The 14,388-nt window shown below is 33.9% G+C and carries 14 protein-coding genes; 3 read left to right on the top strand and 11 right to left on the bottom strand.

Translation table 11 applies throughout. The annotated features are described in order from the left end of the window. Nucleotides 1-31 precede the first annotated feature (31 nt). Both NAMH_RS05055 and argH read right to left on the bottom strand, forming a co-directional pair. Complete coding sequence (locus NAMH_RS05055) at nt 32-505, bottom strand: OsmC family protein (RefSeq protein WP_015902290.1); 474 nt, start codon at nt 503-505, stop codon at nt 32-34. Continuing rightward, on the bottom strand, nt 498-1,874 hold the full coding sequence (gene argH / locus NAMH_RS05050; protein WP_015902657.1) for an argininosuccinate lyase: 1,377 nt from the start codon (nt 1,872-1,874) through the stop codon (nt 498-500). Before argH ends, NAMH_RS05055 begins: the two co-directional genes overlap by 8 nt. Nucleotides 1,875-1,974: 100 nt before the next feature. On the opposite strand from argH, the gene NAMH_RS05045 reads away from it, so the two are divergent. From NAMH_RS05045 to NAMH_RS05035, 3 genes are read left to right on the top strand one after another with little or no spacing between them, the layout of a single operon-like run. After that, a complete protein-coding gene (locus tag NAMH_RS05045) occupies nt 1,975-2,226 on the top strand; it encodes a flagellar basal body rod C-terminal domain-containing protein (protein WP_187146589.1) in 252 nt (83 codons plus the stop codon). 51 nt (nt 2,227-2,277) lie between these two features. Beyond that, nucleotides 2,278-3,423, top strand: coding sequence for an HD domain-containing protein (locus NAMH_RS05040; protein WP_015902471.1), 1,146 nt, complete (start codon nt 2,278-2,280; stop codon nt 3,421-3,423). Then, nucleotides 3,420-4,172 (top strand): hypothetical protein, encoded by a 753-nt coding sequence (locus NAMH_RS05035; protein ID WP_012663525.1) that lies wholly within the window; start codon nt 3,420-3,422, stop codon nt 4,170-4,172. Before NAMH_RS05040 ends, NAMH_RS05035 begins: the two co-directional genes overlap by 4 nt. Before the next feature lie 3 nt (nt 4,173-4,175). On the opposite strand, the gene NAMH_RS05030 is transcribed toward NAMH_RS05035, so the two are convergent. The 9 genes from NAMH_RS05030 to NAMH_RS04990 all read right to left on the bottom strand — a co-directional run bounded on the left by NAMH_RS05030 (nt 4,176) and on the right by NAMH_RS04990 (nt 14,387). Further along, nucleotides 4,176-5,483: a sodium ion-translocating decarboxylase subunit beta gene (locus NAMH_RS05030; RefSeq protein ID WP_015902213.1), complete on the bottom strand. Its 1,308-nt coding sequence runs from the start codon at nt 5,481-5,483 to the stop codon at nt 4,176-4,178. Beyond that, nucleotides 5,484-7,250 carry a biotin/lipoyl-containing protein gene (locus NAMH_RS05025; RefSeq protein WP_015902769.1) on the bottom strand — a complete coding sequence of 589 codons (1,767 nt, stop codon included), beginning with the start codon at nt 7,248-7,250 and terminating at the stop codon, nt 5,484-5,486. Beyond that, entirely contained in the window at nt 7,240-7,464 is a 225-nt protein-coding gene (locus NAMH_RS05020) for an OadG family protein (protein ID WP_015902165.1), read from the bottom strand. The genes NAMH_RS05025 and NAMH_RS05020 overlap by 11 nt, the downstream gene beginning before the upstream one ends. A gap of 232 nt (nt 7,465-7,696) precedes the next feature. Continuing rightward, complete coding sequence (locus tag NAMH_RS05015; RefSeq protein WP_012663962.1) at nt 7,697-8,308, bottom strand: 3'-5' exonuclease; 612 nt, start codon at nt 8,306-8,308, stop codon at nt 7,697-7,699. Then, on the bottom strand, nt 8,308-10,047 hold the full coding sequence (locus tag NAMH_RS05010; RefSeq protein WP_015902394.1) for a DUF294 nucleotidyltransferase-like domain-containing protein: 1,740 nt from the start codon (nt 10,045-10,047) through the stop codon (nt 8,308-8,310). The genes NAMH_RS05015 and NAMH_RS05010 overlap by 1 nt, the downstream gene beginning before the upstream one ends. A gap of 8 nt (nt 10,048-10,055) precedes the next feature. Further along, a complete protein-coding gene (locus tag NAMH_RS05005) occupies nt 10,056-11,702 on the bottom strand; it encodes a cation acetate symporter (protein ID WP_015902581.1) in 1,647 nt (548 codons plus the stop codon). Beyond that, on the bottom strand, nt 11,699-12,031 hold the full coding sequence (locus NAMH_RS05000; RefSeq protein WP_015901763.1) for a DUF485 domain-containing protein: 333 nt from the start codon (nt 12,029-12,031) through the stop codon (nt 11,699-11,701). The genes NAMH_RS05005 and NAMH_RS05000 overlap by 4 nt, the downstream gene beginning before the upstream one ends. A 360-nt stretch (nt 12,032-12,391) precedes the next feature. Further along, nucleotides 12,392-13,042 (bottom strand): response regulator transcription factor, encoded by a 651-nt coding sequence (locus NAMH_RS04995; RefSeq protein WP_012663447.1) that lies wholly within the window; start codon nt 13,040-13,042, stop codon nt 12,392-12,394. After that, on the bottom strand, nt 13,023-14,387 hold the full coding sequence (locus NAMH_RS04990) for a sensor histidine kinase (protein ID WP_015901889.1): 1,365 nt from the start codon (nt 14,385-14,387) through the stop codon (nt 13,023-13,025). Before NAMH_RS04990 ends, NAMH_RS04995 begins: the two co-directional genes overlap by 20 nt. Between the last annotated feature and the right edge of the window lies 1 nt (nt 14,388).

The following is a 14,388-nucleotide window of genomic DNA, read 5'->3' as shown; positions in this document are numbered from 1 at the left end:
GTGTCTCCGGACCCCGGAGCTGATTTTAGCCTCAAGCTACACAGCCGAAGCCGTCATCGTCATCGTCAAATTCATGGGTGTGTGTTACTTCACCTGAAATGATGCTTTCTTTAAAAGCTATTGTTTCACCGTTGTTATAAATAGAATAATATATTTTACTTGTGTTTCTGATAGTATTAATAGTCGAACAGTATGTTTCAAGTGAGCTCAAAACCCATCTTCTTGCCGTCATAGCATCGGCGTTTGAGTTGAATTTGTATATAAAATGAAATTCGGTAAAGATTCTCGGGAACGTGTCTTTTCTTTTATATTCGATGTCAAGTTCGAAGTTTGAGAGTTCATAGCCTTTGTTTTTAGCCATTTCCACAACGTCATATGCCGAACAGTTTCCAAGACCTGTAATAAAAAAATCAATCGGTGTATATTTTTTCGGATCTACGATAATAATATCTTTGCCGTTGGAGGCTTCATATAAATGATCGTTTAGGTGTCTTATTTTAATCATTATTCTCCTTTAAAAAGTTTTCAAAATATCTTATCTGTTCTTCAACCCTCTCAGGTGCCGTAGCTCCAAGGCTTTTTCTTGAATTCATAGAGTTTTCGAGGCTTAAATCCACATCGTCCCCGATTCTCTCATCAATGCTTTTAAGCTCATCAATGCTTAAATCGCTTAAATCCACGCCTTTTTCTTCAGCTAAAGCTACCGCTCTTCCTGTTATATGATGTGCTTCTCTAAACGGAATACCTTTATTTACGAGATAATCCGCAAGGTCTGTTGCAGTAAGATGTCCTTTTTTACAAGCGGCATACATTTTGTCTTTGTTTACCGTCATTGTTTTTAGTGCTTCATTTAGGATTGTTACGGAAATAAGAGCGGTTTTAACGCTGTCAAATACACCTTCTTTATCTTCCTGGGTATCTTTGTTGTATGCAAGAGGGAGTCCTTTCATAACCGTAAGAAGTGCCACAAGGTTACCGTAAACCCTTCCTGTTTTACCTCTTATAAGTTCCGGAACGTCAGGGTTTTTCTTTTGAGGCATAATTGAGCTTCCTGTTGAGTATTCGTCACTAAGAGTAATAAATCCGAACTCGCTTGTAGACCAGATAATAAGCTCTTCAGAAATTCTGCTTGCGTGCATCATAAGCATTGAGATGTTAAATAACAGTTCAAGTGCAAAATCCCTGTCGCTTACCGTATCGAGGCAGTTTACTGTCGGTTCGTCAAATCCCAAGGCTTTAGTCGTTTTGTTTCTGTCGATAGGGTGGGGAGTTCCTGCAAGAGCCGCACATCCTAAAGGGTTTTTGTTGTTTCTTTTGTAGCTTTCAATAAATCTTTCATAATCCCTTTTAAACATATTCGCATATGCAAGCATATGATATGCAAAACTTATCGGCTGTGCATGCTGAAGGTGTGTCATTCCAGGAAGCAGGGTGTTTTTGTGCTCTTTTGCGATGTTTACGAATGTTTCGATAAGTTCTTTTATCTTTTGAGCTATTTCAAGGTTTCTTTTTAAACTCCATCTTCTGAAATCCACCGCAACCTGATCGTTTCTGCTTCTTGCGGTGTGCAGTTTTTTTCCTGTATCACCGATTAGCTCGATAAGTCTTTTTTCAATTGCCATATGTAAATCTTCATCGCTTATATCCCATATAAATTCATCGTTTTCAATTTCTTTTTTAATCTTTAGCAGGCCTTCTTTGATTTTATCCGCTTCATCCTGGGTTATAATTCCCTGTTCAGCCAGCATTTGAGAATGGGCTATTGAACCTTCTATATCTTCAATATAGAGTTCTTTGTCAAACATAATGGATGCATTAAATTCATCAAGCAGTTTTGCGGCACCTTTAGAGAATCTGCCTCCCCATAATTTCATATGAATTCCTTTTTTTGGTAGAATTATACTATAAACGTTATCTGTTTTTAGAATCAATAAAAAAATGGAGAGTATTATGATTGGAATAAATGCAAAGTCTATGCAAGCACATCAAATTCTAATGGATATAAACGCCAATAATGTCGCTAATGTCAACACTAAAGATTTTAAAGCGACAGACGCACATATTGTGGACAAATTGGAGATAAGTGCAAATATTTCTGATGCAGGAACGAACTTAACGAAAGAATTAACTGATCAAATTGTTATTGAAAAAGGATTTAAAGCTCAAGTTCCGGCAATAAAAACACAAGACGAAATGACAAAGACACTTCTTGATATTAAAGCATAATCGTCAATTAATGTAGAGTTAAGTTAAAGGAGTGTCATTAAAGGATAAACTATGAATAAAGAATTGATAAAGCTGCTTTTTTCTACCGCATCAATTGAAAGATGGAACGACTTACCTCGCCCGGTAAAATTTATTGAACTTGACAAACAAGCTCATAGAATGATTATTGCGTATGTTTTAGCTCATTTTGAAGATGATATAGATTTTTATAAACTGATACATTTGGGAATTGCCGGTATATTATACAGAGCGGTTTTAACTGATTTAAAATCGCCGGTTTATCATTTTTTGAGAAAGAAAAAAGGTAAAGAATTAGATGAATTTGTATTAAACAATCTTAAAGGTTTGATTGATGAGGAGTTAGAATATTACGTTAAGATATTTAACTCTGACAATTCTAAAGAAAAGCGTGTTCTTTCAGCTTCAAGTTATCTTGCAAGTAAATGGGAATTTGACATGATATATAATTTCGCACCGGATATTTACGGAATGAGGGAAATTAAAGAAAATATTGAAAACGAGCTTGAAGATTATTATGACTTAGAAGGGGTTAAAGTTCTTTCACTTAAGAAAAAAAGTTATGATTTTATCTCTTTATGCGGTAATTTGAGATTTCAAAAAAGATGGGCAAACACTCCAAGGGTACCTGAAACGTCTGTTCTTGGTCATATGCTTTTTGTAGCGATTGTTGCTTTTTTATTTACTAAAGAATACGGAGGTAATAATCACAAAATTTACTACAATTTTTTCACAGGACTTTTTCATGATCTGCCTGAAGCTCTAACGAGAGATATAATAGCACCGGTTAAGCATAATGTGCAAGGACTTGACGAAATACTTAAAACGTATGAAAATTTTTTAATAGATGAAAAAATATTGCCTCTCGTGCCTAAAAATATAAGAGATGAACTTAAAATATTGATTACGGACGAATTCGCAAATAAATTGATTATTGACAATCAGGTAAAAAAAGTGGATGTTGCTGAAGACTTATTAGGAATGAAAGGAATTGACGGAAGTTTGATAAAAGCTGCGGATCATTTTGCAGCATTTACCGAAGCGTATATGAGTATCAGCCACGGTATTAAATCAATTGAATTAATCAATGCTGTCAAAATGCTTACCGAAAAGTATAAAAACAAAAAAATTTACAATATAGATTTGTCAAAATATTTTCAAAAAGGCTTTTTCGAATGAAGAAGTTATTAGTATTACTTTCATTTGTTTTTATACACGCTTCAAATATTGAATACTATTTATATTCCATTAATTTCGATTATAAAGAATATAGTTCAAGCGGTGTTTATTTAGATGGAGAAAGCAGCAACTTCGGTTCTTTAAACGGAATAGGAGTCAAGTATTCTGATAGAACTTCACTTCCTTTTTATTTAAAAGGTGAGTATGCATACGGCTCAACGCATTATGACGGAAGCACATGGGGAGGCACTCCGCTTAGCCTTACAAAAGACGGTGTGTATTTAATAAATTTAGAAGGCGGAATTCATCCGTTTAGAAATCCTTATTATTTGGCATTTGGTTACAGATATTGGAACAGAGGAAAAAGTGATTATCCAGGAGATTATGACGAACAATATTACTGGTCTTATTTTAGTTTCGGGTATTTTTATATTTTTAAAATCAGAAAAGTTTTTTTAACAACTGATTTTCAGTATCAGCTTGCCATAAATCCCAAACTTGACGCGCATATAGGAAGTGGTACGACACTTGATTTGGGTACAACGGAAGGTCTTAAATTCCAGATTGCAAGTTATTTTAAATATAACAGTAGAATTATGATTAGTTTAATGTACAGATATCAGTTTTGGCATATTAATAGAAGCGATCCGGCCAGTGTTGTTTTAAACGGTACAACGACTTATATTGTTGAACCTGAGAGTTTCACGAGAAATCAGTATTTGGGAATAGGGGTTTTATATAAATTTTAACCCCTAAAAAATTGAAAGAAGTACACCTGCTGCTATTGCGCTTCCGATAACCCCTGCAACGTTTGGACCCATTGCATGCATTAATAGAACATTTGTAGGATCTTCTTTTGTGGCTTCTCTGTTCGCAACTCTCGCAGCCATAGGTACTGCGCTAACACCTGCGGCACCTATTAGAGGATTGATAGGTTCATTTGAAAATTTATTCATAATTTTCCCCATCAGAACTCCTGCAGCAGTTCCTATTCCGAATGCGACAAGTCCTAATATTAATATGCCAAGTGTTTCCGGTACTAAAAATTTCTCAGCCGCGAGTTTAGAACCGACTGCAAGTCCTAAGAAAATGGTAGTAATATTAATAAGTTCGTTTTGCAATGTTTTGCTTAGTCTTTCAACCACACCGCTTTCTCTTATAAAGTTTCCGAATGTAAGTGCACCGATAAGCGGACTTGATTCCGGAATAATTAAAATGGTAAGTACTAATACCACAAGAGGAAAGAGCATTTTTTCAAGTTTAGAGACTTTTCTTGCGGCTTTCATTTTAATCTTTCTTTCTTCTTCGGTTGTTAAAGCTCTCATAATAGGCGGTTGGATTAAAGGTACAAGAGCCATGTAACTGTAAGCCGCTACAGCAATGGCTCCGAGTAGATCCGGAGCAAGTTTAGATGCTATAAAAATTGAAGTAGGACCATCCGCCCCTCCGATAATTGAAATAGCCGCACTGTCTTGAAGGGAAAAGTCAAATATTCCCATTTGAGTAAGAGCTACGGCACCGACTAATGTACCGAAAATTCCAAACTGTGCGGCAGCTCCTAAAAGCGCAGTTTTAGGATTGGCCAGAAGTGGTCCGAAATCCGTCATTGCTCCCACACCCATAAAAATGAGTATTGGAAAAAGTTCGTTTGCAATTCCGGCTTTATACAGCTCTCCTATAAATCCTCCGTCACCTATAATGTTTGCAAGAGGTATGTTTGCAAGAAGCCCTCCGAATGCTATGGGTATGAGTAAAAGCGGTTCAAACCCTTTTTTGATTGCGAGGTAGAAGAGTAAAAAAGAAATAAGAATCATAATAATTCTTCCGAAACTTTGGTGAAATTTACTAACTTTTTCTCCGAGAGCGTTTTTTACATTATCCTGCGGGTTTAAAAACGCATAAATTCCCGTTTGTTTGTAAAAGCCCACTAAAAGCTCGCTTATACTTTTTTCATGGTGTACTTGTATTGTTTTAGTAGTGTTAGATTCTGCATTGCTTGCAGATAAAACTAAAGGAGAAAACAATAAAAAAAGCGCTAAAATAAATGCTTTTATTCTCATTTAATCCTCCTCAATTGTGACTAAAACATCACATTCGTTAATTGAATCGTTAACTTTTACCGGAATATGCGCAATAATTCCGTTTACGGGTGAAGGGATGTCAATTTCCATTTTCATTGATTCTATAATCATAAGTTTATCTCCGGCTTTTACCTTATCTCCCGGATTTACAAGTATTTTCCATACATTTCCCGGAACCGGTGATTCTACTTCTACAACATCATCAGATGTAGGCTCAATAGTTGTAGGTTTTTTTTCTACAGGTTTTGTTTCTTTAATTTCAACTTTTCCTTCTTTCACTTCTACATTGAATACTTCACCGTCGACTATGACAGTATAAACTCCGTTAGATTTACTCATTTCTTCTCCTTTTTTTCTAATCATCAGAGGACTCTCGCCTTTTAAAAACGCTATACCTTTTTCCTGACAAGAAGCTGCTGTAAATATATTTTCTTCAGTAGTTTCGATGCCTTCTTTTTCAAGCAAACTTTGCCAATATTTAATTGTTTTTCTTTCATCTCTGTCTGCAATATCAAGAGGGTTTTCGTTTGTAGGTTCTAAATTGAGCTGTTCGCTTGCAAGTTTTATAATCTCTTCATCAGGCTTAACGGGTGTTTTTCCAAAATACCCAAGTACCATTTTTCCGTATCCCGGTGCTATTTTTTTCCAAGGTCCGAACATTACATTGTTAAATGCCTGTTGCCAGTAAAATTGGCTCACCGGTGTTACACTTGTTCCGAATCCTCCCTTTTCAACAACTTCTCTCATAGCTTTAATAACGTCGTTAAATTTATGAAGAATATTATTATCCCTCATCATTTGCGTATTTGCGGTAAGAGCACCGCCCGGCATTGGTGAGAGGGGAATTATAGGATTTACCTGTGTGGCTTCAGGCGGGAGGAAATAATCTTTAAGACATTCTTTAAGTGTTTCTTCATATTCAACTATTTTATCGATTTCCAAATTACCGAGGTTGTACGGTTTGCCTTTTACGGCATGAAGTAAGGTTATGATATCGGGCTGACTCGTACCTCCGCTAACAGGTGCCGCTGCCAAATCTATCCCGTCAACTCCCGCTTCTAGTGCGGCAAGATAACTTGCTACGCTGATTCCCGCCGTTTCATGTGTGTGCAGTCTTATATGAACGTCTCTACCTAAAAGCTTTCTCGCCATTTTTACGGTTTCATATATTTTATTAGGATTCGCCGTGCCCGTAGCGTCTTTGAAAGCGACAGAGTCAAATTCTACATTTTCAATAATATCTCTTAATATCTTTTCATAAAATTCTACGGTATGAGCACCACTGCACCCTGGCGGTAGGTCCATAATTGTTACGACAACTTCATGTTTCATTCCTGCATTTTTAATTGCCTGACCGCTGTATATCAGATTGTTTACGTCATTTAAAGCATCAAAATTTCTAACCGTAGTAGTGTTGTGTTTTGCAAAAAGCTTTGCAAAAAGATCTATCATCTCACGGCTTCCGGTATCAAGCATCACCGTGTTTATACCTCTTGCAAGGATCTGAAGGTTTGCTCCCTTAGCACGTTTTGCAAACTCATCCATCATATCAAACGCATTTTCCTGAAGATAGAAAAACAGACTCTGAAACCTCGCTCCTCCTCCGAATTCGAAATGTTTGATTCCGGCTTCGACCGCGGCATCAACAGCAGGCAGGAAATCTTTCATTAAAACCCTGCCTCCAAATACAGACTGAAAGCCGTCCCTGAAAGTCGTATCCATAACATCAATATATTTAGTTGCCATTTTGAGTCCTTTTATGATGTATTGCCGCCGCAATTGCCGCCACTTTTTTTAGTTTGTCTTTTTTTGATTTCGGTTTTTGTTTTGGGGGTTCATCCTCGGGGAAATATTTTTCAATTATTTTTCTTTGAAATTCAAGAATAACGGTCAATAAGTAGAGAAATGCGAAAACCACCGTCATTCCGAGTACCATATATTTGAGAGCTTCGAGTATCATGGCGTCTCCTTAAAATTTTGCAAATACTAACAAATAAGTGTAGCAACAATATAGCATTGAAAATGAAAAATGTAAAGTGAAAAATTAAAAATGAGTAGTGAAAATTACAATTGTGTTCTTTGAAATATATCGTTTTTTCAAACGGCTTCGCTATGGTACCCGAAAATTCTCAGAAATTTCGACCATTACGCTGCAGATGTTTTCTCAAAATGATATTTTTCAGAAGGGTAGATTATATTTTTTTACAGTTTTGAAGTTTAATATACATCAAGGCGGTCATTATTGCATCGTTTAGCGCATCATGTTTTCCAATTATTGGAAGGTTCAGATCTTTCATAATAGAATCAAACCTTAAATCGATATGTTTTTGAGGAATAAGGCCTATTTTTTTATCGTAATAAACGGCTGAAACTTCTATTTGTCTGTTAGGAAGCTTAATTCCGAGGTATCTTTTTGTAAGTTTATTAAGCATTGCTACGTCAAATTCGAGGTAATATCCGACAAGAGGCCTGTTTTTTATAAAGTTTAAAAACATTTTTATAGCTGTTTCCGGCTCAAGAGCGTTTTTAAGCATATCGGGCGTTATTTTGTGAATTTTGATACTTTCAATACTGAGTTCTTTTGAAGGTTTGACAAAAATGTGAAATTTTCGGCTTAAAAGGACTCTGTTGTTCTTAACAATTACGGCACCTATTGAAATGATTTCGTCTTTTTTTCTGTCAAGTCCCGTGGTTTCGGTGTCAACCACGACAACTTCATCGCCTTCGTATTCATCAAACAGAAATTCAAAATTTTTATCTTTAAGTTTTTTCTTTTCTAATTCTTTAAAAAATTTCCCAAACATCAAAGCACACTTAAATGAAAGTGATGTTTTGTGAGTTTTTTAAATTCGGCAATAACTTTCACGCTGTCTTTTAACATATCTTTTTCAATTTTGCTTAAATTTTTTATATTGAGTATATTGGTTGCCGGCTTTGCGTTATTTATCTGCTCAAGTTTGCTTTTAAGTGTTAATGTAAGTATAACATCAAAGCTTTCGATAAGTTCAGTTGCAAACTGTCTATTGATAATGCCTATATTATTAAGTTCTTTTATTCTTTCAACAGTAGATGTTTTTTGTATTTTATATTCAAGTGCAAAAGCCCTTGCGGCGTGTACTATAATAAATCTTATTTTTTTCATATCGACTTTTTCTTTAAGTCCCAATATGCCGATAGGCAGTTCAAACTGGTCAACAAATGATGCGAAAGAACTAAGAAGCGTAGCATTGTCGCTTATATGTTCAAAAAGGTACTTTTTAAGTTCATTTAAATATTTTTCATCTCCCCATACGACATTTGCGTCAAGAAGTATTGCAAGATTCATCATATTTTCCTGAGTAGGGGTGTCAAGCCACTCGAAAATATCTTTTTTAAATTCTTTAAGAGGTTTTGACCAAAAAGGATTGTTTACCATTACTTTACCCGGACACTCAGGAAAGCCGAGTGTCTTTAAATATTCGGAAAATTTCTCAAATTTTTTTATATCATAGTTAAATGTATCGTTTATAACCGCTCCGTTGTCCTGATCTGTTCTTATAATCTGCTCACCCCTGCCTTCACTGCCCATTACGATTAATGAAATATTTTCTTTATATGTTTCATCAAAAACAAATTCGCTGACTTTGCTGAAGATTTTACGGTTAAGTTCACTAATTATTCTTGCAATGTATCTGGCTTTAAGTCCTTTATTGAAAAGAAGATTTGTTAAATCCACAAGTCCGTTTGTAATCTCTTTGAGATCGTCAATATTTTTTGCTTTTTCTATTTTAACACTGATCAAATACGAATGATTTGAAAAATAGCTTAACAAATCAATCTGTTCGATAGAGCCGATTATTTTGTCTTCATTTGTAACTATTAATCTTTTTATATTGTGTTTTGTCATAAGAAGCAGGGCGTTAAATAAAAAGTCTTCGTCCTCTATGGTTACTATATTATTGGTTGCTATATTTTTTATCGGATTTGAGGAAGGAATATCTTCTGTAATTACTTTTCTCAAATTTGAATCCGTAACTATTGCGGTGTTATCTATAATAATGGCTGAAGAATTTTCTTTTTCTTTTTTAATAACGGAACTTTTTATTGAATCGGTTCCGCTTACGAAAGTTACGGGATGTATAATTAAATCTTTAACCCTGGCTGATAGAAAACTGCTAAACTGGTTTTCAAGAGATTTTTTTCTTAAAGTCTGAAGTTTGCTTGCAATGTCTTGGAGAAAATAATTTTTAAATTTATGATTTTTGTTTAAAACTTCAAGAAAAATATCTCTTTTTATTTCATAACAAAGACACTCTTCCAATATTTCAAATTCAGATGCTTTGTTTTCAATAATTTCTTTTGCAAAAACAACATCTTCAGAAGTAAACACTTCATTCTCGCTTTTTATTTTACCTTTTATGATAATCAGTAAATTTTCAGCTTTTATTTTACTTCCGGGTGTGTAATAGACTATATCCGTGTTATTTACAACGGAGGAGAGTTCCTCCTCCGTAAGTAAATCGAAAGGAGGTATAGATGATAGATATTGTTTGGTTTCTTGCATAAATATCCTTAATGTTTTGCGGCACCTTCTGCACCGATTCCAGTTTCTGATCTGATAAGTTGGGCTTCAAACGCTTCTCTTTCTTTTTTTGCATCTTCACTTTTATCTGTAATTGAAAAGAACCATATTGCAACAAACGCAACTGTAACACTTACAAGCGCCGGGTATTTTGAAGGGAATATAGGTTTATCGAATCCGAAGATTGACACCCATACAGTCGGTCCTAAAATAACTAATAAAACTGCTGTAGCAAGACCGATACTTCCGCCTATTACCGCACCTCTTGTTGTTAGGTTTTTCCAATACATTGATAAGAAAAGTACAGGGAAGTTTGCACTTGCGGCGATTGCAAACGCAAGTCCAACCATAAATGCAATGTTTTGTTTTTCAAACGCAATACCTAAAATAATAGCAAGTACACCGATTACAAGTGTAGCTATTTTAGAAATTTTCATCTCTTGTTTTTCGTCGATTTTACCTTTTTTTACAACGTTTGCGTATAAATCATGGCTTATTGCACTTGCACCTGCAAGAGTAAGCCCTGATACAACCGCTAAAATAGTAGCAAATGCAACTGCTGAGATAAATCCTAAGAACAGGTTACCACCAAGAGCATGTGCCAAGTGAATTGCAGCCATGTTGTTACCACCGATTAATTTACCTGCCGCATCAAGATATTCAGGATTAGTTGATACGAATACGATTGCACCGAATCCGATAATGAATGTCAGCATGTAAAAATATCCGATAAAACCTGTAGCGAAAAATACTGATTTTCTTGCTTCCTTAGCATCTGCAACAGTAAAGAATCTCATAAGAATGTGCGGTAGTCCAGCAAGACCGAACATAAGTGCAATTCCTAAACTTATTGCCGAATATGGATCACTGACTAAACCGCCAGGTGCCATGATTTTATCATGAAGAGGATGTACTTCAATAGCTTTTCTGAAGAATTCTTCAAAATTAAAACCGAAATGCACCATAACAGCAAGTGCCATAAATGTTGCACCAAGTAGTAAAAGTGTGGCTTTAATGATCTGTACCCATGTAGTTGCAAGCATACCACCGAATGTTACGTAAAGAATCATTAAAACACCTACAATTATTACAGCATATGAATATGGAAGTCCGAATAAAATCTGAATAAGTTTACCACTACCAACCATCTGAGCGATAAGATACAGTAAAACAGTAGCGATACCACCAAATGCAGCAAGTGTTCTGATCGGACCTTGTTTTAGTCTGAAAGATACAACATCTGCAAATGTGTATTTACCAAGGTTTCTCAGTCTTTCAGCAATTAAAAAAAGTACAAACGGCCAACCAACTAAAAAACCGATTGAATAAATCAGTCCGTCGTAACCTTTTAAATATACCAAACCTGAAATTCCTAAAAACGATGCTGCAGACATGTAATCACCTGCAAGAGCCAGTCCGTTTTGGAATCCTGTAATACCACCGCCTGCTGTATAGAAATCTTTAGCCGTTCTTGTTCTTTTTGCCGCCCAGTAAGTAATACCAAGCGTTGCAAGAACGAAAACTAAGAACATTACAACAGCGGAAACGTTTAACGGTTGTCTTTGCACTTCTCCCGTTATTGCTCCAGCTGCAAACAACGAACCGAAAGATAGTGCCAAAATTAATAGCTTTTTCATTGTGCTCCTTTTTCAAGTTCTTTTTCAAGTTCGATTTTTACTTTTTTTGTTAAGTCATCGAACTCTTTGTTTGCTTTGTTTACATAAATACCTGTAAGTATAAATGCCGCAACAATAATAAGTAAACCGATAGGAATACCGATAGTAATCACAGAACCTTGTGAAATAGGAGTTCCGAGAATTTGCGGATCAAAAGCGATAGTTAAAATAAACGAATAGTAAATTGCAAGCAATACAAACGTAAGTGTCCATGCAAATTTACTTCTCGTTTTAACTAAGCGCTGATAATCCGGATTGCTTTTGATAAGCTCAATCGCTTCTTTAGTCATTAAGTCTCCTTTTGAATTTTTTACAACTTTATGATAAAACTTTTTCGTAGCATAAAAGTAGCATTTGAATGTTAGGGTATAAAAAGTTAAATAAAAATTAATTTGTGGGTAGAAAAGTAACAAATAATGAAAAATGAAAAATGAACAATGTAAAATGGAAAATGTAATGAAATGAAGTGAACGAAGTCTGTGAAAAATTGAGAATTAAATGAAATTTAGATACGTATAGTCTCAGAATCAAGTTTAATGATTTTTTAATTTATCTAATCTTAAAAACATAAAAACTTTAATAACCAATCTACTAATAACTAATATACCAATTAACAATAACAACCCTAATAACTTAACTAACCTCACTAACTATTTGATAATGTATCCGACTCCTCTTATATTCTGAATGAAGTCTTCTTTAAGAGATTTTTTAAGACGGCTGATTTCCGCTCTTATAGTGGCATTGTCTACTTCCCCTTCCCATATGTCGTCTCTTAACATCTCAAAAGTTACACTTTTGCCTTTATTCAGAGCAAGTAGTTTTATTATATTTCTATGTATGTTGCTTAATATTTCCTGAGAATTATCAAATAATAATTCGTTGTTTTGTACATCGAATTTATATCTTTTAGACAGTTTGATGAAATTTTTTTCGTTTGGATTTAGCTGGCTTCCCAATCTTTCTATTTTAATATGTAATTCTTGAAGATAAAAAGGTTTTTTAAAATAATCGAAACATCCTAAATCATAAGCTTTCGTAATATGTTCAATACTGTTCATGGCACTGATGAATATTGTTGGTGGTGAGAGTTTTTCTTTTTGCAGTGCTTCTAAGATGGAAAATCCGTCAATATTCGGAAGGTGAATATCTAATATAAGAATATCGAAATTCTCCTTTTTCAAATATTCATAGGCGTCTTTACCGTCAATAAACGACTTTACAAAATATCCTTCTTTTTCAAGATATTCGGTGATTATTTCGTTTAGAGAGTATTCATCCTCAACCAAGACTATTTTCATTACATTCCTTAAATTGATATTCAAACATTATTATATTATCTTTATGTGATATTGTGACTTTAATATTGTATTTTTTACATATTTCATTGACTAAATAAAGTCCAAGTCCAAAACCTGAAGTATTTTCGTGTTCCTTATAAAAAGGTTCGAAAAATTTATCTATATTGTTTATTTCATTTGTTTTGTTTTCAAAAATTAAAGTATTGTTGCCGGTTTTAATTTTTACTGTAGAGTTCGGAATTGAATATTTAATAGCGTTTGAAAGGTTGTTGTCTATTATTCTGATTAATTCTTCTTTATTGATACATACGTTAAAATCATTAATTTCATATTCGAATTTTAATTTCTTTGCGTTTGCTATTGTTTCGAAGAATTGTATTCTTTCGGTTAATACATCTTTTATATTTATGATCTGTAAAGGGTAGTCTTTGTGTTTATATTTTAAAACAAAACTTAAATCAGCATAAATATTGTTTATCATAAGCACTGCGGATTCTATTCTTTGAACATTTTTGTCGTTTTTATCAAGAAAATTAAGAGATGTCAGGATTATAGCAAGCGGTGTATTTATTTCATGTATAGCTGTTTTGATGAAATTTTCCTGTTCATTTATTAGGTTTTGAAGTTTTCTTGTTTTTTGACGTACTTTTTCTTCAAGTGTTAAATTTAATCTTTCTAATTTTTTGTTTTGAGAGTTGATTTCTTTTAGCATTTTATTTACATATACGGCAATATTTAAAAATTCTTTTATTTTAATATCACTGAATTTAATGTATATATGTTCCTGGTAAGCTTTTTGGAAAAATTTTACGAATATATTTATTTCTTCTTTTAAAAATTCGTTCAGAAGATAAAATCCTCCAAGTGCCGACATGTATATTATGAATGCTAAAGTTAAAAAGTTTAGCATTGTTTTAGTCAGTTTGTGTATGAGAGCTTTTTTCTTTTCTTTAATCAGTTTTTCTATTTTAGAAAAAGAATCTTGAAGGGTTATAATGAAGTTATTGTCATTAAGTGTATATGAAATCGGTTTTTTAGGAGGGTTTGAGTGTATGAAAATAGTTTTGTTATTTTTTTTAATTTCAACATATATCGATTTATCCAAAATAATGTTTAAAATTTGTATGTAATTATTAGGAGATATTTTTAATATTTGATCAATTTTATGTGCGGTCAGTTGCAGTTTTTGATTTGTTTTTTGAATAAATTCCTGTTTAATTTTTACAGTTTCTCTTTCAAAGTCCCTGTATTCTTCGAAGATAGCTAATGATGTAAAAATAACCGATAAAATAAATAGAAGGGAAACCCCTCCGAGATATATTTTATTTAATGATAAGGTTTTCACT

The sequence above is a fragment of the Nautilia profundicola AmH genome (assembly GCF_000021725.1).
GTDB classification, from domain to species: domain Bacteria; phylum Campylobacterota; class Campylobacteria; order Campylobacterales; family Nautiliaceae; genus Nautilia; species Nautilia profundicola.
This window is presented reverse-complemented; position numbering and strand designations above follow the sequence as displayed.

Coding starts and splice junctions, on each gene's coding strand:
- NAMH_RS04995 (WP_012663447.1), bottom strand. CDS start 13,042: ATGAAAATAGTCTTGGTTGAGGATGAATACTCTCTAAACGAAATAATC.
- NAMH_RS05005 (WP_015902581.1), bottom strand. CDS start 11,702: ATGAAAAAGCTATTAATTTTGGCACTATCTTTCGGTTCGTTGTTTGCA.
- argH (WP_015902657.1), bottom strand. CDS start 1,874: ATGAAATTATGGGGAGGCAGATTCTCTAAAGGTGCCGCAAAACTGCTT.
- NAMH_RS05035 (WP_012663525.1), top strand. CDS start 3,420: ATGAAGAAGTTATTAGTATTACTTTCATTTGTTTTTATACACGCTTCA.
- NAMH_RS05000 (WP_015901763.1), bottom strand. CDS start 12,031: ATGACTAAAGAAGCGATTGAGCTTATCAAAAGCAATCCGGATTATCAG.
- NAMH_RS05025 (WP_015902769.1), bottom strand. CDS start 7,250: ATGGCAACTAAATATATTGATGTTATGGATACGACTTTCAGGGACGGC.
- NAMH_RS05015 (WP_012663962.1), bottom strand. CDS start 8,308: ATGTTTGGGAAATTTTTTAAAGAATTAGAAAAGAAAAAACTTAAAGAT.
- NAMH_RS05030 (WP_015902213.1), bottom strand. CDS start 5,483: ATGAGAATAAAAGCATTTATTTTAGCGCTTTTTTTATTGTTTTCTCCT.
- NAMH_RS05040 (WP_015902471.1), top strand. CDS start 2,278: ATGAATAAAGAATTGATAAAGCTGCTTTTTTCTACCGCATCAATTGAA.
- NAMH_RS05010 (WP_015902394.1), bottom strand. CDS start 10,047: ATGCAAGAAACCAAACAATATCTATCATCTATACCTCCTTTCGATTTA.
- NAMH_RS05055 (WP_015902290.1), bottom strand. CDS start 505: ATGATTAAAATAAGACACCTAAACGATCATTTATATGAAGCCTCCAAC.
- NAMH_RS05045 (WP_187146589.1), top strand. CDS start 1,975: ATGCAAGCACATCAAATTCTAATGGATATAAACGCCAATAATGTCGCT.
- NAMH_RS05020 (WP_015902165.1), bottom strand. CDS start 7,464: ATGATACTCGAAGCTCTCAAATATATGGTACTCGGAATGACGGTGGTT.